The sequence below is a fragment of the Clostridium sp. TW13 genome (genome assembly GCF_024345225.1).
Lineage (GTDB): Bacteria > Bacillota > Clostridia > Clostridiales > Clostridiaceae > Inconstantimicrobium > Inconstantimicrobium mannanitabidum.
This window is the reverse complement of the sequence record NZ_BROD01000001.1, coordinates 1,021,542-1,041,479: the sequence shown is the minus strand read 5'-3', so window position 1 is coordinate 1,041,479 and position 19,938 is coordinate 1,021,542. Positions and strand designations below refer to the sequence as shown.

Annotated in this window: 19 protein-coding genes; 7 read left to right on the top strand and 12 right to left on the bottom strand. The window is 28.9% G+C overall.

Annotation, left to right across the window (positions count from 1 at the left end):
* Positions 1-56: 56 nt before the first annotated feature.
* Together OCU47_RS05005 and OCU47_RS05000 are read right to left on the bottom strand one after the other, a co-directional pair.
* On the bottom strand, positions 57-1,439 hold the full coding sequence (locus tag OCU47_RS05005) for a sensor histidine kinase (protein ID WP_261827495.1): 1,383 nt from the start codon (positions 1,437-1,439) through the stop codon (positions 57-59).
* Positions 1,436-2,119 (bottom strand): response regulator transcription factor, encoded by a 684-nt coding sequence (locus OCU47_RS05000; protein ID WP_261827494.1) that lies wholly within the window; start codon positions 2,117-2,119, stop codon positions 1,436-1,438. Before OCU47_RS05000 ends, OCU47_RS05005 begins: the two co-directional genes overlap by 4 nt.
* A gap of 195 nt (positions 2,120-2,314) precedes the next feature.
* Between OCU47_RS05000 and OCU47_RS04995 the strand changes: the two genes are divergently transcribed.
* Positions 2,315-2,485 (top strand): H-type small acid-soluble spore protein, encoded by a 171-nt coding sequence (locus OCU47_RS04995; RefSeq protein WP_261827493.1) that lies wholly within the window; start codon positions 2,315-2,317, stop codon positions 2,483-2,485.
* Positions 2,486-2,618: 133 nt separating this feature from the next.
* On the opposite strand, the gene OCU47_RS04990 is transcribed toward OCU47_RS04995, so the two are convergent.
* Positions 2,619-3,032, bottom strand: a complete 414-nt coding sequence (locus tag OCU47_RS04990; RefSeq protein ID WP_261827492.1) for a hypothetical protein — start codon at positions 3,030-3,032, stop codon at positions 2,619-2,621.
* 310 nt (positions 3,033-3,342) lie between these two features.
* Here OCU47_RS04990 and OCU47_RS04985 point away from each other — a divergent pair, with 310 nt between their 5' ends.
* Positions 3,343-5,388: a YhgE/Pip domain-containing protein gene (locus OCU47_RS04985; RefSeq protein WP_261827491.1), complete on the top strand. Its 2,046-nt coding sequence runs from the start codon at positions 3,343-3,345 to the stop codon at positions 5,386-5,388.
* Between the two features lie 64 nt (positions 5,389-5,452).
* Here the strand turns inward: OCU47_RS04985 and OCU47_RS04980 are convergent, their stop codons facing one another.
* From OCU47_RS04980 to OCU47_RS04960, 5 genes are all read right to left on the bottom strand, one after another.
* Positions 5,453-6,742: a S8 family peptidase gene (locus tag OCU47_RS04980; RefSeq protein ID WP_261827490.1), complete on the bottom strand. Its 1,290-nt coding sequence runs from the start codon at positions 6,740-6,742 to the stop codon at positions 5,453-5,455.
* 205 nt (positions 6,743-6,947) lie between these two features.
* Positions 6,948-7,484, bottom strand: coding sequence for a rubrerythrin family protein (locus tag OCU47_RS04975; protein ID WP_261827489.1), 537 nt, complete (start codon positions 7,482-7,484; stop codon positions 6,948-6,950).
* Positions 7,485-7,733: 249 nt separating this feature from the next.
* The gene (locus OCU47_RS04970) at positions 7,734-8,288 is read right to left on the bottom strand and encodes a hypothetical protein (protein WP_261827488.1); all 555 of its coding nucleotides are present in this window, start codon (positions 8,286-8,288) and stop codon (positions 7,734-7,736) included.
* Positions 8,285-8,995, bottom strand: a complete 711-nt coding sequence (locus tag OCU47_RS04965; RefSeq protein ID WP_261827487.1) for a permease prefix domain 1-containing protein — start codon at positions 8,993-8,995, stop codon at positions 8,285-8,287. Before OCU47_RS04965 ends, OCU47_RS04970 begins: the two co-directional genes overlap by 4 nt.
* Positions 8,982-9,326, bottom strand: coding sequence for a PadR family transcriptional regulator (locus OCU47_RS04960; RefSeq protein ID WP_261827486.1), 345 nt, complete (start codon positions 9,324-9,326; stop codon positions 8,982-8,984). The genes OCU47_RS04965 and OCU47_RS04960 overlap by 14 nt, the downstream gene beginning before the upstream one ends.
* A 193-nt stretch (positions 9,327-9,519) precedes the next feature.
* Between OCU47_RS04960 and OCU47_RS04955 the strand changes: the two genes are divergently transcribed.
* Positions 9,520-10,359: a CPBP family intramembrane glutamic endopeptidase gene (locus OCU47_RS04955; RefSeq protein WP_261827485.1), complete on the top strand. Its 840-nt coding sequence runs from the start codon at positions 9,520-9,522 to the stop codon at positions 10,357-10,359.
* A 237-nt stretch (positions 10,360-10,596) separates the two neighbouring features.
* On the opposite strand, the gene OCU47_RS04950 is transcribed toward OCU47_RS04955, so the two are convergent.
* Positions 10,597-12,372 (bottom strand): M56 family metallopeptidase, encoded by a 1,776-nt coding sequence (locus OCU47_RS04950; protein WP_261827484.1) that lies wholly within the window; start codon positions 12,370-12,372, stop codon positions 10,597-10,599.
* A 4-nt stretch (positions 12,373-12,376) separates the two neighbouring features.
* Positions 12,377-12,757 carry a BlaI/MecI/CopY family transcriptional regulator gene (locus OCU47_RS04945; RefSeq protein ID WP_261827483.1) on the bottom strand — a complete coding sequence of 127 codons (381 nt, stop codon included), beginning with the start codon at positions 12,755-12,757 and terminating at the stop codon, positions 12,377-12,379.
* Positions 12,758-13,056: 299 nt separating this feature from the next.
* On the opposite strand from OCU47_RS04945, the gene OCU47_RS04940 reads away from it, so the two are divergent.
* Positions 13,057-15,408 (top strand): ATP-binding protein, encoded by a 2,352-nt coding sequence (locus OCU47_RS04940; RefSeq protein WP_261827482.1) that lies wholly within the window; start codon positions 13,057-13,059, stop codon positions 15,406-15,408.
* 202 nt (positions 15,409-15,610) lie between these two features.
* On the opposite strand, the gene OCU47_RS04935 is transcribed toward OCU47_RS04940, so the two are convergent.
* A complete protein-coding gene (locus OCU47_RS04935) occupies positions 15,611-16,204 on the bottom strand; it encodes a YitT family protein (protein WP_261827481.1) in 594 nt (197 codons plus the stop codon).
* 87 nt (positions 16,205-16,291) lie between these two features.
* On the opposite strand from OCU47_RS04935, the gene OCU47_RS04930 reads away from it, so the two are divergent.
* From OCU47_RS04930 to OCU47_RS04920, 3 genes are all read left to right on the top strand, one after another.
* Positions 16,292-16,939 carry a Crp/Fnr family transcriptional regulator gene (locus tag OCU47_RS04930; protein ID WP_261827480.1) on the top strand — a complete coding sequence of 216 codons (648 nt, stop codon included), beginning with the start codon at positions 16,292-16,294 and terminating at the stop codon, positions 16,937-16,939.
* A 103-nt stretch (positions 16,940-17,042) separates the two neighbouring features.
* A complete protein-coding gene (locus OCU47_RS04925) occupies positions 17,043-18,089 on the top strand; it encodes a winged helix-turn-helix domain-containing protein (protein WP_261827479.1) in 1,047 nt (348 codons plus the stop codon).
* 72 nt (positions 18,090-18,161) lie between these two features.
* Positions 18,162-19,379, top strand: a complete 1,218-nt coding sequence (locus OCU47_RS04920; protein ID WP_261827478.1) for an MFS transporter — start codon at positions 18,162-18,164, stop codon at positions 19,377-19,379.
* A 72-nt stretch (positions 19,380-19,451) separates the two neighbouring features.
* Here OCU47_RS04920 and OCU47_RS04915 read toward each other — a convergent pair whose 3' ends face one another.
* Positions 19,452-19,895: a hypothetical protein gene (locus tag OCU47_RS04915; protein WP_261827477.1), complete on the bottom strand. Its 444-nt coding sequence runs from the start codon at positions 19,893-19,895 to the stop codon at positions 19,452-19,454.
* Between the last annotated feature and the right edge of the window lie 43 nt (positions 19,896-19,938).

Genomic DNA, 19,938 nt, shown 5'->3' with positions numbered 1-19,938 from the left:
TTTTTTTATCTTTGTATAACGAAGTATAATAAAAAGTTATGAAGATATTATGAGGATTATTTTTCTTCATCTTTATTTAAATGCACTAAAAATGTAGTTCCTTTATTCTCTTTGCTTTCAACGTCAATTGTGCCTGAATGTAAAGTTAAAATCTTTTTTGCAATGGTAAGCCCTATACCACTACCCTCTATCGCCTGCCTGCTCTTATCTCCACGATACATCCTCTCAAATATGAATGGCAGATCTTCTTTTTTTATACCAATTCCATTATCTTGTATTGAAATTGAAACATAATTATTACTACTACTTATTTTCACACGTACAATTCCATTGAATTTTGTAAATTTAATTGCATTAGAAATAAGATTAATAAATACCTGCTTTAATTTATCATAATCTCCAATCACATTAAAATCGGAATTTTCTTCTTTCTCAAATAGCAATTCTATATTCTTTTCAGTGGCTGCAATTGAAAAATCACTTATTACAGAAAAAATCAATTCTTCAATATTAACCAATCCCATATTTAATATCATTTCTTCTGATTCAACCTGTTTTAATGTATTTAAATTGTTTAAAAGTTTACCAAATCTTATTACTTCTTCATTCAAACTATTTAACTTTTCAGGTGTCACAGGCACAATTCCATCTATCATTGCTTCTAAATTATTTTGCAAAATATTAAGAGGAGTTCGTATTTCATGAGATATATCTGAAATAAGCCTTTTTCTCAATAGATCCTGACTGTTTAATTTTTCGCCAAGAGAATTAATGCTTACAATTAAATTTTTGATTTCTTGAATATTACTATTAATTTTTAACCTTGACTCATAATCCCCTTTTGATAAATTGACAGAAGTTTTTGAAACTGCCTTTATGGGTTCAGAAAATTGCTTTGATAAAATTATGCTTATGGCTGCTACTATTACTATGGTTAATAATCCACTTAATGCAATACTCTTGTTAATTTCCACTTTAAAATTCACATCTTCTTTAGAAAGCAATACAGGAGAATATTGGCCTACTAATATGTATCCTACTATCCTGCCATCTACGTTAAGAGCAAATTTACTTGTTGTATATACCCCTTCATTATTATTTGAGTTCATCATCATCATATGACTTTTGTATCGTATATCATTAGGGTTCATCTGCCATACTACTTTTCCTTTCTGATCTAAAAGTGACAAACAATAATTACTCATAAGTGCCTCATGCATCATCTCTTCTCCTGAATTAGAATTCCATGTGCCATCTCGCTTATAAATTTGCTGAAAATATTCCACCAATCGAATATTTCTCTTACTTTGTATATCCTGCATATACTTATTAAATGTATTGTTAATAGTAATGTTAACCACCAAAACTGATAATGTTACACCAACTACTGAACAAAATATTATAATTATGCTCAAACGCTTTCTTATACTCTGCTTCATTTTTCATCACCAAACTTATATCCTACCTTTGTAACAGTTAAGATATACTTAGGAGTTTTACTATCCTCTTCGATCTTTTTTCTTAAATTTTTAATGTGAACATCTACAATTCTATCTGAGCCTTCAAAATCAATACCAAAAACTCTTTCTATTATAGCTTCTCTTGTAAAGACTTTTCCTCTATTTGAAGCCAAAGCATATAGTATATCAAATTCATTAGGGGTTAATGCAACCTCCTGGCCTTTTAGCTTGAATACTCTCTTATCATTATCAATAATTATATTATTATTATCAAAATAGATAATATTTTCTTCATTTCCATGAATTCTTCTGAATAACGCATTTACACGAGCAGTAAGCTCCCTTGGGCTTAAAGGTTTTGTCAAATACTCATCAGCACCAATATTTAATCCTTCAATCTTATCACTTAGAGACACTTTAGCAGTAAGCATAAAAATGTGGACATCAGAAATTCTTCTAAGTATCTTACACACCTCTTCTCCATCAATATCAGGAAGCATTAAATCTAAGATCACAAGCTTTATATTCTCTTTGCGGAATATTTCTATTCCATCCAACCCTCTTTCAGTAATAAAAACACTATACCCTTCTTTTTCAAGGTAAGCTTTTAAAATCTCTGCTACACTTTTCTCATCTTCAATAATTAGAATATTATTCACAATATCACCTCTAATTTTTATATAAAAAAGTAAACTTCATATTGTAACAAAGTACTTTCCCATTTTTCCAATATAAATTTAAGTATATATCTTTTAAATTAGCATAAAGTTATGAATTTTATGTGTAAAGAATTTTTTTATTTCATAAGGGTAATATATTATTGTACAAAATATTTAAAATAAGGAGCGAGAATTATGGATATTAAAAGAGCTAGAGAAATTATCAATTCAACTGGTATGACAAATGTTAAGTATAATGAAAAATCTGTATGGCTAGAAAATATTATTGAAGCAACAAATGAAGTTGAAGTTAAAGATCTAGAAACTGGTGAAAGACATTTAGTAGATGTGTCTAAATTAGTTTAATTGGCAAGTACTTTCCCTCCATATTAAATATACGTTTATGTAAAAATTAAGAGCATGGAACTATATCATAATTCAATGCTCTTGATTTCTGATTTATATGCAATATTACTCAAATTCCGCAAGTCTATTTCTTCTATTCCACCAATTTCTTCTTCAAATCCAATATATACGTATTTTGCATCTTCTTTAAATCCATAAGGAAATAAGACAAAACTCTAATTATAGGATTTTTAATCAGGATATTCTCTTTAAAAATTATTTTAGTTCCACCATTTTCTGTTTCAGAAAAATGCCCTGTCCAAGAACCAGTAAACATTTTATTTTCCATATTAAATTCATATTCACTATAAGACTTCTTTTTAGTTATAATAAATTTTGTTGAATTACCATTACCAGTATACTCAATAAATTCGCCTTCATTAAGAATTTCAATTTTTTCAATATCACTACGCCACTCACAGTCTTTATTATTAGTAACTACATCCCAAACAGCATTTATGTTTGAATTAAAATATGCTGTTACTTCTGAAGTCCTCGCTTTTCCCAAAATCTCCACCTCGCATTAATTATATATAGCTTTTTATATAGTTTTATTAGTTCCTATTAATGAGATTAACCCATTAGCTAATGCATTTCTCATCCATACTTATTTTTTACAAATGTACCATTATTATATCATAACTTTCAAAAAGATGTCTGCTAATTATCATGCTTAAGCAGATAGCTTAGCTCTAATTTTGAAAATCATTAATGAATTAATTTAAATAGTCTGCACAAACTAGAACTTATATTAGTGAAGTAACTAAAAAACTTATTGCTAGGCACTTATATAGACTTGCAAACAAAGGAGGATAACAATGGAAGAAAAACTCAAATTTGATAAGCAAAAATCCTTATTTAGACTTATAGCTATATCAGCTATAGCTGTTATATTCGTTCCGGTTTTATATTCTGGTATATATCTTTCAGCCTTTTGGGACCCTTATGGAAATTTCAATAATGTTCCTATAGCCTTTGTAAACTTAGATAAACCTGTTACAAAGGATGGCAAACAGTATAATATTGGTAAAGATATAGAAAATAATTTAAGAAATAATACAAAAATCGGTTGGAAATTTGTTAGCTACGATGAAGCCAAAAGAGGTGTTAGTGGTACATCTTATTATGCTTTGGTAGTAATTCCAGAAGACTTTTCTGCTAAAATAGCTGAATCAAAAGGTGGTAAGTTTATCAAACCTACTATAATTTATGAAGCCAATAAGGGTAAAAACTTTGTATTTGCTCAAGTATCTGAGAGGGCTGCTGAAAGTATTAAATCAGAGATTTCTTCAAATATTCAAGAAGAAGCAACAAAAGCTCTAGCCAGTGGCTTATATGATGTGAAAAATTCACTAAAGACTGCTAGTGATGGTGCTGCTAGTCTTCAAAGCGGTACTGATAAATTGCTCTCTGGTTCAAAACAATTATCCTCTGGCTTAACTACAGCTACTAATGGATCAAAACAACTTGAAAATGGATTAAAGGATGCTGCTTCAGGAGAAGCTCAACTTTCAAATGGCATAAACTCGTTAATTATTGGTCTTAATGAATTTAAAAATGGTTTATCACAAAACACAAGTAGCGTTAATCAATTAGTTACAGGTGCAAAATCAGTTTCAGATGGTTTATCTGCTGTTGCATCTCAAACTCAAAAGGCAGACTTACCAAAATCACTTACAAGTGCTGCAGATGGCATTCATCAGATTAACACAACACTTGGTCAAGTTTCTTCATTACTTGCCTCTAACAATCAACAGAACATAGAACAAGCTAAAGCTATAATAAGTCAATTAATAAGTAATATAAATAGCCAAGGTCTTGAAAGTAAATTAAGAACTGCAGCAACTAGCTCAGGCACTCTAAGTACAAGTTTAAATAAATTAAGTGCAGGAGCTCAACAGGTGTCTGCTGGAACAACTAAACTTGCCTCCACTTTAGCCGATGTGCAAACAAAATCACTTACAGGAGTAAACCAACTTATAGATGGTGCCAACAAGCTTAAAACTGGAAGCAATTCACTTCTTACTGGATTAAATACTGCTACTCAAAAAACAGGTGAATTATCTACAGGTTTGACAGCTTTAAATACAGGTGCAATAAATCTAAGTACTGGATTAAATTCAGCTAATGATGGTGCATTAAAATTAAAGGATGGATTAAATAATGGATACACTACTATGAATAATAGCTTAAAATTCAGTGTAGAGGATGTATCTAAATTTACAACAAATCCATTAACCTTATCTGATGTATCAATAAATGCTGTTAAGTATTACGGTGAAGGTCTTGCTCCATATTTTATATCTCTATCTTTATGGCTTGGTGCCTTACTAACTAACATAATAATATCATTAACTAAACTAACAAAGGTAGTAAAATATAAATTCTTAAAAACTTATACAGGAACCTTCTTAGCTGGATCTATTATTGTTATGTGCCAAGCAATAATTTTAAGCTTGCTCTTGGTAAATGGATTAGGGCTTCAAACCTCAAACATAGGATTATTCTACATTGCAAATATGTTTATTGCTGTTGTATTTTTCAGTATAATGTATGGCGTATCCTATGCTATAGGACTTGTTGGAACACCTATTTTATTTGTTATTTTTGTTTTGCAATTAGCTTCCTCAGGTGGAACCTTCCCAATAGAAACAGCCCCTAAGTTCTTTAGATTATTATCTCCATATTTCCCTATGACCTACTCTGTAGAAGGACTTAGAATGATAACAAGTGGTATAAATTCATCAAGATTTGCAACAATTTCGATGGCACTGCTTGTATTTATGGCTATATTCTATATTGGCGGTTTTGTAATCAACAGAACCTTTAAAGGATTAAAACGTCTTAAAGCTGAAGCAGACTAAATTAAATGTTAACATAATAAATAGAACCACAATAACATTATTGTGGTTCTATTTAATGCTATATTTATTTTTTTATTACACTTTTTGTAACTGAAGAAGTTTTCTTAGTTGAAGAAGTCCCTAATGTAACCATACTATTTAATGCTTTGTAAGCATCAACCTTACCATATCCGTAATATTTATCTTTGCCTTTAACTCCCAAATCTACAGAAGACTTCTCTAAAATTTTCTCAATTTGTGCAGCAGTTAATGTTGGATTTTGAGCTTTTACTATTGCAGCAATGCCTGTAACTACCGGAGTAGCCATGCTTGTACCACTCATAAAAGCATATCTTCCATTAGGATAAGTACTTAATATCATATCTCCTGGAGCTGAAAGTTCAACTGCATTCCCATAATTAGAATAACTTGATTTTCTATCACTCATAGACAATGCTGAAACCGTTAATACATTATCAAGTGATGCAGGTGTAAAAGTTGAGCAATCAGTATTATCATTTCCTGCCGCTGCCACTACAATTACGCCTTTTTGTACTGCATATTGAATAGCATTGTTTATTTCTGGAGATGTTCCCTCTCCACCAAAACTCATATTAATTATATCCGCTCCCTTATCCACAGCATAAGTGATTCCTTGAGCAATTATATCCGAATCTCCACTTCCATTAGAATCAAGGACTTTTACTGGCAGAATTTGAACATTAAGTTGCCCTGTAATCCCCATAAGTCCATAATTATCTTTTGTGTTCGTTGTGATAATTCCGCTAACATGAGTTCCATGACCTTGATCGTCCATAACATTTTTATTATTTGACACAAAATTATATGCATTTGCTAAATCAATTTTACCTTTTAATGCTGGATGATTATAATCAACGCCTGTATCTACAACTGCAACTTTTATTTGCTTTTGCTGCTTTACCATTGACCAGGCTTTATAAGCTTCTGTCCTTATTAAGTCGTACTCATATGATCTATAATTAATTATTGAACTTCTATTATAAGAATATCTACTATTTGTTTTAATTTCTACCTTATCTGTAGGTTTTACTACAGATATAGTATCTGGCTTTTTAACTTTTTTTACATTTTTGAGTTTGGACAATTTATTAAGCAATTGAGTTTCTGATATTTTATTGGAATAAACAACTGCTTGTCCTCCTTTAAGCATTTTTATATCGACTTCAGGAATTTTATTCTTTATATCTTTAATATCTGAAGCTGATGATATATTTATGACTGCTCTATTAGCTTTATTTGTAAGATTATTTTTAATAGGAGTAGCTCCCATTGTTACCATTGCATTTGCTGAAAGTGATACTGTCATCACAATGGCTATTATTGATTTTTTCATACTATCCCTCCGTTCCTCATTTGTATATTGATTGGTAATAATTTATTATCAATTTATCGAATTTGCTTTATAACCAATTATCGTAGAACAAATTTAAAAATTAAGACTTCTGCTTTATATAAATAAAAAGTTGGCATATATCATCCTACCAACTTTTTATACTATGGACTTTGTAATAAATTAAATTTAAAATTATACCTTGTTATTATTTCACATCACATTTAGGCTTAAAATATCCCTTTGGATAACCACAGCAAGGACAATCATTAGGTGGAGTTTTTCCTTCATGGATATATCCACAATTCATACATACCCAAGCAATTGGTTTTTCTGAATAAAATATTCCGCCATTTTCAAATCTATCACTTAAATCTGTATAAATATCTACATGAGATTCTTCAGCTTCACTTAATTCTTTAAAAAACATAGCTACTTTCTCAAAACCTTCTGCTTTAGCTATTTTTTCATATTCCTTATATTTATCAGCCACCTCATCCTCTCTATTTATACTAAACTTTAAGTTTTCTTTTGTTTCTTCCACCTTATCTAGGTATTTTTTATAAGCTGCTCTAGAATGTGCTAACTCGTTAGCTCCTACTGTTTCATAAACTTCAGCTACCCACTGGTAACCTTCCTTTCTAGCTACCTCTGCAAACATTTTGTAAAGGTTATTTGTTCTAGCTTCCACAGCAAAAGTTCTATAAAGATTTTTTTCAGTTTCTGATCCTCTTAAATCTTCCACTTTAATTACACCTATAAAATTAATCTAACCTATTCTATGCATAATATCTTGTACTAATGATAATCATTTTCTCTTTTGCAATTACATATTTGCACCTAACACCATCTTTCATTATTATTTTGAGTACTTAACTAACAATATATTTAATTTATTATTGAAATATACTTATATAAAATATTGTAATTTTGAAATACGACAATTGTGTGACAACTTTGTGAACAGTTCATATACTTACTATTCTTTTTTAGATTAGTTTATTTTCTTTTCAAAAACAACTTTTGAATTTTCATCAAGCCCTTGTATATCCTTTATGCTGTAGATGAAATTGTCATTTCCATCCCAAAATATCATAAATAAATTATCATAAAGTTTGCGTTGTTCTACTACTTTAGTTTTGTTTTTAACCTCTATTTCAAATTTAACTGACTTAATTCTTCTATCATTCACTCTTCCAAAAAGCACATGTTTATTACCATTATCACCAGCTCCAAATGCCTTAATATATTCCACAGGCTCCGAACTTACTAAATGTCCACTAGTTAGCATTTCTCCTGGATACCATAAGCCCCAAGTCCCTCGCTTAACTATATCTATAGAATACCATTTATCATATTTACATAAATAGCAGTACTCATTATTAAATTTTTCTGTCTTAATAATAACTGAAGGTCCATAATTCTTTGCTCTCTCATTTCTTTTTAATGCTGTAATTGGAGACACCGAAGCAGGATAAAAAATGACTATAATACAAAATACTATTAAAAGTATAACTATGTTTCTAAACAATTTCTTTTTCTTAATCATTTTTCATCACCTCCACTTAGCTTTATTTCGAATCTCATATGTCTATTATAATGATCATAATCTAGAATTATCTTTTGAGCCTTACTATTGAAATTTTCAATGAATATCAAGTTTCTTGAACCAAATATGTTGTTACTCCCTTGACCACTTTGAGTTGTATATTTATTGCCTAAATCATCATATATATTAAACCTTCCAGCCCCCCAACTTGTTACCCAATAATTTTTCTCAAATAAACTGTGATATTCATTAAGTATAATATATACACCATTATTTTTATCTAAAATAATCTGCTTCATTACAATAGTTACAGTATCAATTTTATCTTCTTGCTTAAGTTTAGCTGAATACTTTATATCATTATTATTTGGATATGCAGAATGGTCAAATGAGCCAATAACTCCAAATATAATTATATAACCAAGAAAAAAACATATCATTCCTATAATAATGTTAGTAATATTTAAAAGCCAACCTACATATGGTCTATGCTGCTTATTTAGATTCTTTCCTATTTCTTTTGGATTCCCCATTGCTGCTATAGACTCTATATAGGCTGCTTCTTCATCAACACCGTTATCCATCAAATCATATGCATGATCCTCTATATGATTTTTCAATTCTTCACTTATTTTATTGCGAGCTTTTTTATACTTTATCTCTTTGCATACATTGGTTATAAATTCTTCTACATTATGCTCCCACATAGGTAACACCACCAATTACTTTATTGACTTTTGAAGAAAAGAATTCCCATTCCTTCTTTTTATCTTCCAGTAGTTTCTTACCCTTCTTTGTTATCCTATAATATTTTCTCTTTCTCCCATTTTCAGCTACAGCCATAAATGACTCCACCATTCCATCATTCTCAAGGCCATGCAAAATAGGATACAGAGTCCCTTCATTAAGACTAAATGTATTGTCTGATTGTTCCTCAAGTTCCTTTATCATTTGATAACCATACTTATCTCCAGCATTTAGTAATGTAAGAACAAGCATAGTGGTGCTTCCGGTAATTAAACTCTTATCAATCTTCATATGAACACCTCCTAAAAATAATACCTAGATAATCTATGTATACATTATACATAGATTATCTAGGTATTACAATTACTATTTATTTTTCCATAAATTAATCTTTTCTATTGTTAACTAAACTAAGTCCATGATACAATAAGCATAAAAATCTAATATCTTCTGTATTCGTAATAATTATTGAATGAGGTGTTTTATGTCGAAAAAATTCTCTAAATTGCAAACCATATTATTGGTATTGCTTATTATGTTTATTGGCTTTATAGTAATTTTACTTGGACTTCCAAAGCTAATTTCATTCATTTCTTCTCAATTGGGTTATAAACTTTCTTCAAAAGATTTAATGACAAACTACACAGTTGGAACAATAGTCAGATTAATTGGTGTTGTTACTTGTTTTATATTTATGAAAATTATAGGTATTACCAAAGAATTTAAATGGAGTTTCAATAGAAAATATATTGCATTTAGCTGGTTATTCTTTATTTATATTATCCTAAACTTTGAACTTATTGATATATCATCTAATATGATTTTTCCTATTATTATGATGATAATAAGTTGTCTATTTGTTGGATTATATGAAGAAATTGTATTCAGAGGCTTAATTTTATCTTTAGTATTAAAACACTGGGGTGAAACAAAAAAAGGTGTATATTTTTCAGTTATATTCTCAAGTTCGGCCTTTGGATTGATGCATTTAATAAATCTTTTTGATGGGGCAAACGTTATCTCCGTAGTAGCACAAGTTTTTTATGCCACTATTATAGGAATATTCTTTTCAGCACTTTTGCTAAGAACCAATAATAATTTATTATGGTGCGCTTTATTGCACGCTATTTATGATATTGCTAGTGGCTTCGAAGATTTTATTCCTAAATCAGCACACGGAGCCTCTAATAATGTAGACATTTTGCCTGTTCTAATCAATTTAGCAGAGTTCACACCATTACTTATCTTAGGTTTATTTTTGCTTAGAAAAATTGCAAATGTATCCTCAGATGGAACTGTGATTCTTACTGAAAAAACTTCATAATATCATACAAGGCGGTATATCTATGTTCAACAATATAGATATACCGCCTTAATTATTTGATCCAACAAATAACTTATTTTACCACTATATCATCTGTCCAAATGAATTAAATCTATCCACGCATCCAATAAATATAAAAATAGAAATATAGTTAAATATAAAAAATGTTAACTATAAATCTATAAAAATATTTAAATATTTATAGATTTATAGCCAATTCTAGCTGTTAGATGCTGTTTATGGTAATACTAAAAATGCAGATGGAATTGCACGTTCTCCATTTGAATTATTTATATGAGTAATTACGCTACCATTATAATACATAGTTGACGAATTTCCTCCGTCTAGTAAAGCTGCATTTACCACTCCATACTTTAGTAATACATTAGCTACCTGCTTAACTGTAGCTCCTTTTGAAGTATCACTTCTACCATTTATAACAAGAAATACTACCTTCCCATCTTTCATTTGCCCTATGGCAGTTCTAGGGCCTACCCCTAAATTAGAATTATTTACTTCTGAAATTTTACCATTTCTTATAACTTCTGAGCCAAAACCTACTGCTTCTTTAACCTGCATATTTTTTAATTGTGAATAAGTATATCTACCTATTACAAGAAGCCCATTCTTATCAATTCCAACTGTATTATATCTATTTACTTCATCTTCCTGTTTGTACACAAGCTCCCCATCTTTAATAATAAAACCACAAGGTAAATTATCAGTATTGAATCCTCCTGCGTTTATTGCAGCTAGAGCATTTTCCTTCTTAGCAATTTCACTTGTAGTTTCATAGACTTTTGAATTATTTAATGCATATCCAACACTCACTTTCTTAGAATTGGATATAATCATCATCTTGCCATCAAAATTCTCATACTTTATATCTTTCACATCTATAGTGCTCTTAACATCTGATTGTACTATTTTGTTAGCATAAGCTATGCTGCTTTTTGCATTAGTTAGTAAAATACAACTTAAGGTTAATATAATTAAGCCTCCTACAACAGAAAATTTATTTTTCTTGTTATGCTTATCAGCATTAAACCTTGATATCATGATAATCCTCCTTTTTACTCCTGACTTACTTGACAAAATTCCTAACGTCCCTAGAGTTGTTTGCCTCTTTGAAATTATATTTACTAAATGTATAATTGTATATCCATACTCTAAAGTATCTTCTTTGTTTATGCATGACATTGCATTGGCATCACAGGCTATTTCACAATCCTCATGCATTTTATAAAACCCATACCAAATTATAGGATTAAACCAATGCAAAGCTTTTAAGAATATAACCATCCAACTTACGATATTATCCTTTCTCTTATAGTGAGAAAGCTCATGTAAAATTATATGATTCAATTCTTTTCTTTTTAATGTCTTTAGTATATCCTGTGGGAAAAGTATAATTGGCTTAGTAAAGCCTAAAAGAGATGGTGATGACACTGCTGTTGTTAATATTACTGATACATCTTTATTTATCTTAATAGCAGACTTACATTCATTAACTATTGAAGAAATCCCTTCTGTATTTTTCACACTACTATTTTTAACTCTGATAAATAGTCTAAAGTTTGCAATAATAGTGTAAACTAAAAACGTAACAACTCCCATTAACCAAATTATCATAAAGTAATTTTTCAAAATGACAATGAAATTTTTATTAGTTTTCTCTATTTTATTAATTGTGTTAAGATCTTTACGTATTACGTTATTTCCTTTTGTTTCATTACTTAGATTTACATTTTCAGGATTTTTTATCCGTGACTCTATTGATTCTACTAATATCTTATTGGTTAAAGGAGAAATCAAATTAAATATACTAACTGAGGTGTGTGGTACATATGGAATCATCAACCTAATCATTAATATAAACCAAATGCAATAATGCCATCTTGGACTTTGCCTATCTTTAACAATTAGCTTTACTAATAAAATTATTCCTATAAGTACACTTGCCGAAACAGATGATATTATTATCCAATCAAAAAAAATCATCAAATTACACATAATATCACCCCCTGTCCTCACTTCTATCAAGAATGTTTTTCAGTTCTTCAATCTCAGTATCAGATAGTTCATGATCCTCAACTGCATTAGATATCATAAGATTTAATGAACCATCATAAACCTTTTTAATAAATGATAAGTACTCTCTCTTTGAACATTCCTTTCTTGTTATTAAAGGTCTCAAAATATATGGAAATGAACCTTCTTCAATTTCAATAGCCTTCTTCTCTACAAGCCTACTAATCAACGTATAAATAGTTGATGGATTCCAATTTGTATTGGGTTTCAATATTTCAACTACTTTATTGGATGTTATTGGTGAGTGATCCCACACAACTTTCATTACCTCCCATTCAGAATCAGATATTTTAGAAACTTTTTTCATTTTCTCACCTCCTCTACAGATGTAGAATATATTTTGATTCTACATCTGTAGAATTCATTTGGCAATAATATTCATATGCTAAAATATATTCTATTTCTACATCTTTTTACACTTAAGCCCAGGCTTTATAACTTATTAGTATAATAATTCATGATATTTTATACTCAGAAAGAAAATCCATTGAATGTATGGAAAATTAGTGATAATATACATTTAAATAGTATTTTTTGTTAGATATTGTTTTGTTAAATTCTGTTTTTGAATTGATTGAAATTTATAATTATTCTATGGAGGTTACTATGAAAAGCCGCAAATTAAATTCTAGGTTTTTTATTTATATATTGATTATTATTTTTAATATATTTTTATTTCAAGTAGATGCATTTGCTGAGAACAGTCCCCCTAAGAAAATACTTGTCATAAATTCTTTAAGCAAAGGAAATACTCTTAGAGGATTTAACACTAATAATTGGAATGACCAAATAATATCCGGTCTTGAATCAAAACTTAAGAAAGATAACATTAATGTAGATTTAAATGTTGAATATATGGATTCAAGCGTTTATCACTCAGCTGAACATTATAATATACTTTACAATTTATATAAATACAAATATAAAACAGTTAAATTTGATGCTATCATTGCTATTAGCAATGATGCTGTGGATTTTTTAGACAAGTATGCAAACGACTTATTTCCTAATACTCCAGTACTATTTTGCGCCATCGATCAATCAAGAAGGACAACATTAAAAAATCATATCCTTTTTACAGGATTATATAAAAGTGAAGACTATAAAGATACAATTAATATAGCATTAAAACTACATCCTAATACAAAACATTTTTTTATAATAAGTCAACGTAATATATTTTACAGCTCAATATCAGATAAATTATCATCTTCAAGTAAAGTAGATTTTACATATTGCACGGATACTGACATTAATAGAGTAAAAGAAAAAATTGATAAATTATCTAGCAATACCGTGATTTTTATAGGCACTCAATTTATTAATAATCAACATGATCCTATTTCAATTTCAAATACTACTAATACACTTTTCAAGAACTGTCCATTGCCTGTATATGCTATAGGTTATTCATATATGAATAATGGTATTGTTGGTGGAATGCTCACACATGGCATAAAACTTGGTGAGAATATTGGTGATATGACCATACGAATTTTAAACGGAGAAAAGCCATCAGATATACCAGCCATAGTTGATAATTCACACAATTATGTATTTGATTATAATCAATTAAATCGTTTTAATATAAATACACAATCTTTGCCAAAAGGTTCTGAGATAATAAATATGCCATCAACCACTTATAAGATTTCCAAACAAGCAATTATATATTTTTCTATTGGATTTGCATCAATACTCATTTTAATAATAATCTTCCTATTAGTTATAATAGGCAAACTTAAAAATACTAAGAAATTATTAATAAATAGTGAGAGTTTATTAAAAACAATAATAAATTCCACCCCTGATATAATCTATTTTAACGATCCTAATGGTAAGATATTAGAAATTAATGAACCATTTTTGCACTTGTTAAATATTAAAGAAAAGGATTATAAACTTAAGACTATTGACGAATTAATTAGTCCATCCTCTATAACAAATAATGATAGTAAAGCTTGGGAGTCTGGTAATGTTTATAGAACTGAAGAAACTATACTTGATCAAAGAAAAAATATTAATAAAATCTACGATATTATAAGAGTTCCATTATTTAATGAAGATAAAACTCCAAGAGGTTTAGTGTTAATTGGGAGAGACATAACGGAACATAAGGCAAATGAAAAAAATAAAAAGATAATTGCGGAACTTAGATATTATGACAAATTAAAAATGGAATTTTTTACAAATCTATCGCATGAATTAAGAACTCCTGTAAATGTAATTTTCAGTGCTCTTCAAGTGGTTGAAAATGCAACAAAAAATAATAATAATGATAAAATTGACCTTCATAAGCTAAAAAAATATCCCTATATAATGAAACAAAATTGTTATAGGCTTACTCGAATTATAAATAATTTTATAGACATAAATAAAATTGATTATGGAAACTTTCCTTTAGATTTGCAAAATATAGACATCATAAACATACTAGAAAGTATAGTTTTATCTGTTGCTGACTACGTTGAAAATAAAGGACTTTCTATTATTTTTGATACTGAAGTAGAAGAATCTATTGTAGCTAGTGATCCAAATATTCTAGAGCGAATCATACTTAATTTATTATCTAATGCCATAAAATTTACACCTGCTGGCGGGAACATTACAGTTAATATCTATTGTCCAAATGATTATGTAGTGATTTCAGTGAAAGATACAGGTATAGGTATCCCTATAGAAAAGCAAGAAGCTATATTTGAAAAATTTGTACAAGTAGATAAATCACTATCAAGAAATAGAGAAGGAAGTGGAGTCGGTCTTTCATTAGTGAAATCCTTGGTAGAACTTTTAAATGGTACAATAAATGTAATCAGTAAACCTAATGAAGGAACTGAATTTATAATCAAACTTCCAAATGAGACTTTACCATATGATAAAACTTCAGTCAGTGATTATAATCTAAATAAAAGTAACTCTGAAGTTATACGAATTGAATTCTCTGATATCTATAACTAAAATTTATTTCAGTTTAGTTTTACAGTTATTTAGCATCATTAAATCAGGTCATTACTATATCAATATAAGAAAAAGAAGCTAATAAAACATTCTATATTTTACTAGCTTCTTTTTCAATATACAGTTCCACAATATTAATCTTTTTATCTATACAGACAAGGCATGCTTTTATTTTTCTATATTTATCACTCCGCAATATTTCTTATGCTATCTGCTTTTCAAAAGTTAAAGTCTTATTTACCATAAAAGAACATAAAAATACCACTATCAATCCATAAACTATATTGATAATAGATGTAAATGACATTTGCAAAACCAACATGCATAAATCTATTATGTTTAATGTAATAAAAACAGGAATTTTAAATTTTCTATTCAAAATAATAGCAATGATATCAACTCCACCAGTTGATGCATTAGCTTTTATTACAAGTCCAATACCAATTCCTATTATAAGACCTGCAAGTACACATGCTAATAAAACATTTCTACAATAGTGATGAAATATACTTTGACTTTGAAAAATCTCCAAAAGAAATGGGAATAAAAATGTAGAAACTAAAGTAGTTAATGCAAATTTCTTGCCCATAAAATATAATCCGCATAAAAACAATGTAACATTTGCAATATATACAACTAAAGTAATATTAATGCCTGTAAAGTAATTTAATACACGTCCAAATCCAGTTACGCCGCCAACAATAATATTATTTTCTAATAACAATGTACTTAGGGCAAATGCTATCAAAACATTTCCAAATACAATATAACTTAATGATTTAATTCTTCTCTCCAAATCAATCACCCCTAAGAGAAAATAGCATAATACTTGAACCAAAAATGTAACCTATGCTACAATTTGATAAAAGAAGGTGAAAAAATTTTGAAGAAGATAAAAATTCCTAAAGAGCTATATTGTTATTTTGAAGAAGTTGGTGTATCCATTAGATATCAAAAAAATGATATTATCTATATGCAAGATGAAGCTGCAACAAATCTATACTTAATAAAAAAAGGACGAGTTAGAGTTTATTATATTTCAAAGGATGGTAGCGAAATTACATTAGAAATAGTTGAAAAAGGACGTATCGTAGGAGAATCCTCATTTCTACAACAATCCAAAAGACCCACTACAGTAAGTGCAATTAATGATGTTGAACTGATTTCTTGCTCATTAGATGACATGTATCCATACTTAAGTCAATCAAAAGAGTTAACTCTTTTACTTTTTCAATTACTTTCTAATACCTGTAATCATCTTTCAAATCTACTTAATCAATATTATTTCTATGATAGATATGAAAAGGTGGCTAACTTTTTAGTGCAGCAAACAGCTACTGCTAATAAGGATAAAGATATTAGTGAAGATTGTATTCCTTACTCTCATGAGGAGATTGGCTCTTTTATAGGGCTGAATAGAGTTACAGTCACCAAAATATTAAATCATTTCAAAAGTTTAGGTTACATAGAATTAAAATATAAAAAAGTAATGATATTAAATAGACAAGCTTTAAGTGATTATATAAAATAGAACATTCGATACTTATCAAATATTATAATTGACATCCATCGTAACAGGTGTATACTTTAACTATATTGGTAGATTAATGAAATGTTTGCAAAGGTGGTATCTTATGAAAGAACTAAATGAAAATCTCTCTATAGAAAGTTCAATGGTATATGAACTTTTAGCCTCTATGTTTCGATTGGAATGTCATGAGCAACTTATTCCTAGTAATCCAGAAAAACTAAAGTATGTCTCTGAAGATATAACTAAATGGGTACAAAGAAGCAGGGCTAAGTTAACAGAAGAAATGAAAAAAGAATTAAATGTATTCTTCAACTGGGAAAGCTTTTTAGGATTATGCTTAATTCAATTAATTTGGGAAAATGATTGCTATAAAGAAATTGATGCATTCATTAACTTTCTAGAGCAATATCCAGCAAAGGATCTAATCAAATTCTTTTTTTATACTGGTTATGGGGAAGAAAATATGCTTATCCAAAATATTGAAGATCCTATAGAAGTTAAAAACTTCTTAAATAAAGCCTCCTTACCTGAGGTAGAAAAATGGAAACTAACTTACTTTGCCTCATCTTCTGAAGAAACGAAAATCAGGTTTATAAAATTAGTTAAAGACTTCTATAATTTAATTTTTAAGGATAACTTGAATATGTTACAAGAAGCTCATGCTAAAAGTATTGAGTATATGACTAATAAATTGAAAAAAGAACCTTATGAAATCCTTCAAAAAATATTAGGAATTCATTTAGAAAGTTTCAATTGTTCTACTATCCTTATTCCATCTTACTATTATGACATCGCGTCTAATGTTTCCTGCTATGAAGATAAGCAAAGAGTAATATGTCTTTATGGCACCTTACGTCCTGAACTTGAAATTTCAGAAGATATTTCACCTGAAAAAATTGTTACTGCTATAAAGATTTTAAGTGATGAAAATCGTATGAAAATTATTAAGATTTTAAATACCACTCCTTGTTACGGCTATGAACTTTCTCAAAAGCTAGGGATCTCAAGTTCAACCACATCTCATCATGTATCATTGCTTAATGATATAGGAGTTATAGTTGGCATTAGAGAGGAAAATAAAGTTTACTATCAAGTCAATAAAGATAAGATTAGACATATACTAAATCAATTTGAAAACATGCTAACTTAGTGTTAGCAATTTTTTCAAGCATATATTCGATTTCTATCAAACATTAATTTCGATATTAATAGGAGGTTTATGATGAAAATTCTAAAAAACAAAAACTTTATGCTTTTATGGTTAGCTCAAACTATTTCAAAATTAGGTACAAGATTATATGATATCGCATTAATGTGGTATATATATCAAAAAACAGGTTCATCTTTTGCATTAGGATTAAGTGTATTATGCTTTACAGTTCCCTCTGTTTTAGTAGCACCGCTTGCAGGTGTTTTTGCTGACAGACTTGATAAAAAGAAAATTATAATAAATACAGATCTGCTTAATGGAGTCATTATGATTGTATTCAGTTACTTAATCTTTGCAAACAATTATCCACTTTATATCCAATATATCTTCATAATCTTCTCTACAATAGTTTCATCTGTATTTGATCCAGCCATATCATCTGCTATTCCAGTTATAGTAGAAGAAAAAGATTTGAAGGATGCAAATACCCTAAATCAAACCACATCTCAAATAATAAACATACTAGGTCCTGTATTGTCAGGAATACTCATAGCTTTTATGAATATGTGGTTATTATTCTTTATAAATGGTTTATCATTTTTGATTTGTGCATTCACAGAAAGTTTTATCACTATTCCAAAAATATCTGCTGAAAATAGCTCTAAAAAGATAAGTTCTCAATTTAAAGAAGGGTTAACATATGTAATAAAAGATAAATTTCTTTTCTATCTTATATTAACTGGTGGAGTTATCATCAACTTTTTCCTAGCTCCACTATCAATTTATGAAACTATACTTGCAAACAAAGTATTTAATGTTGGCTCTACTGGATATGGAATGATGAACTCTGCTATATCTGTAGGTGCACTCATAGGTGGACTTCTTATAATGGCTAATGTATTTACTGATAAGTATAAAATGGCAGTTGTAGGTCTATGTTTAGAAGGTATTCCTGTTGCAATTTTAGGCTTCATTCCAAATTATTATGTTGCGTTGCTGTCTGAAGCATTTTTAGGTTTCGGTATAGCAATGGCTAGTGTAGGAATCAGCACTCTTTATCAAACACTTATACCTAAAGATAAAATGGGGAGGGTAATGGCATTAACAGGCTCATTAGCTACTGTTACAGTTCCAATTGGGACTCTAGCTGGTTCAGCTATAATTCAATGTATGCCGTTAAGTATAGTTCTAATTATTTCTGGAATATTTATATTTATATCAGCTATTTTATTAATTCCACTGTTTAGAGTTAAAAATGAAAGGACAAATCTAAGTTCTTCAATTTCATGATAATATAAGTAAATAGGGAGCTAATTCACTAGTGAATTGCTCCACTCTATTTAATAATTTAACAGAGAGTATTTATATAAGAGAAATTATATGTGCTATACCAAAAATCACAAATGCTATTACAGCTGGTAAACAATTAAGCCAAAAGGAAGCACATATAAAACAACATATTGGAAAAATGGCCATAGGGGAAGGAATCCCTAAAAAATTTTTACCTAGCAAAGCATAAGAACTTCCTCCAATAAAATACCTAATCCAAAGTATATAATATAAACCCATAAAAATGATTATTCCAATTACCCAAGCACTTTTTAAACTAGGATTTTGATTTTTTGCAACAAAAAGTAATAACGCAAATGCAATTATTCTGCTTATATTTTCAATAAACTCAACTATCTTTACCTTACTTCCTAAAGTTTTAGGAATATCATTTGGTGGCGCTATAAAATAAATAGCATTAGGTAGCATAGCCAACACAAATATAACAGCTGCTCTCCACGAGAAATTAATTTGCATATCTATCTTCTCCTTAAATATTAATTTTTTAATATCCATTTTT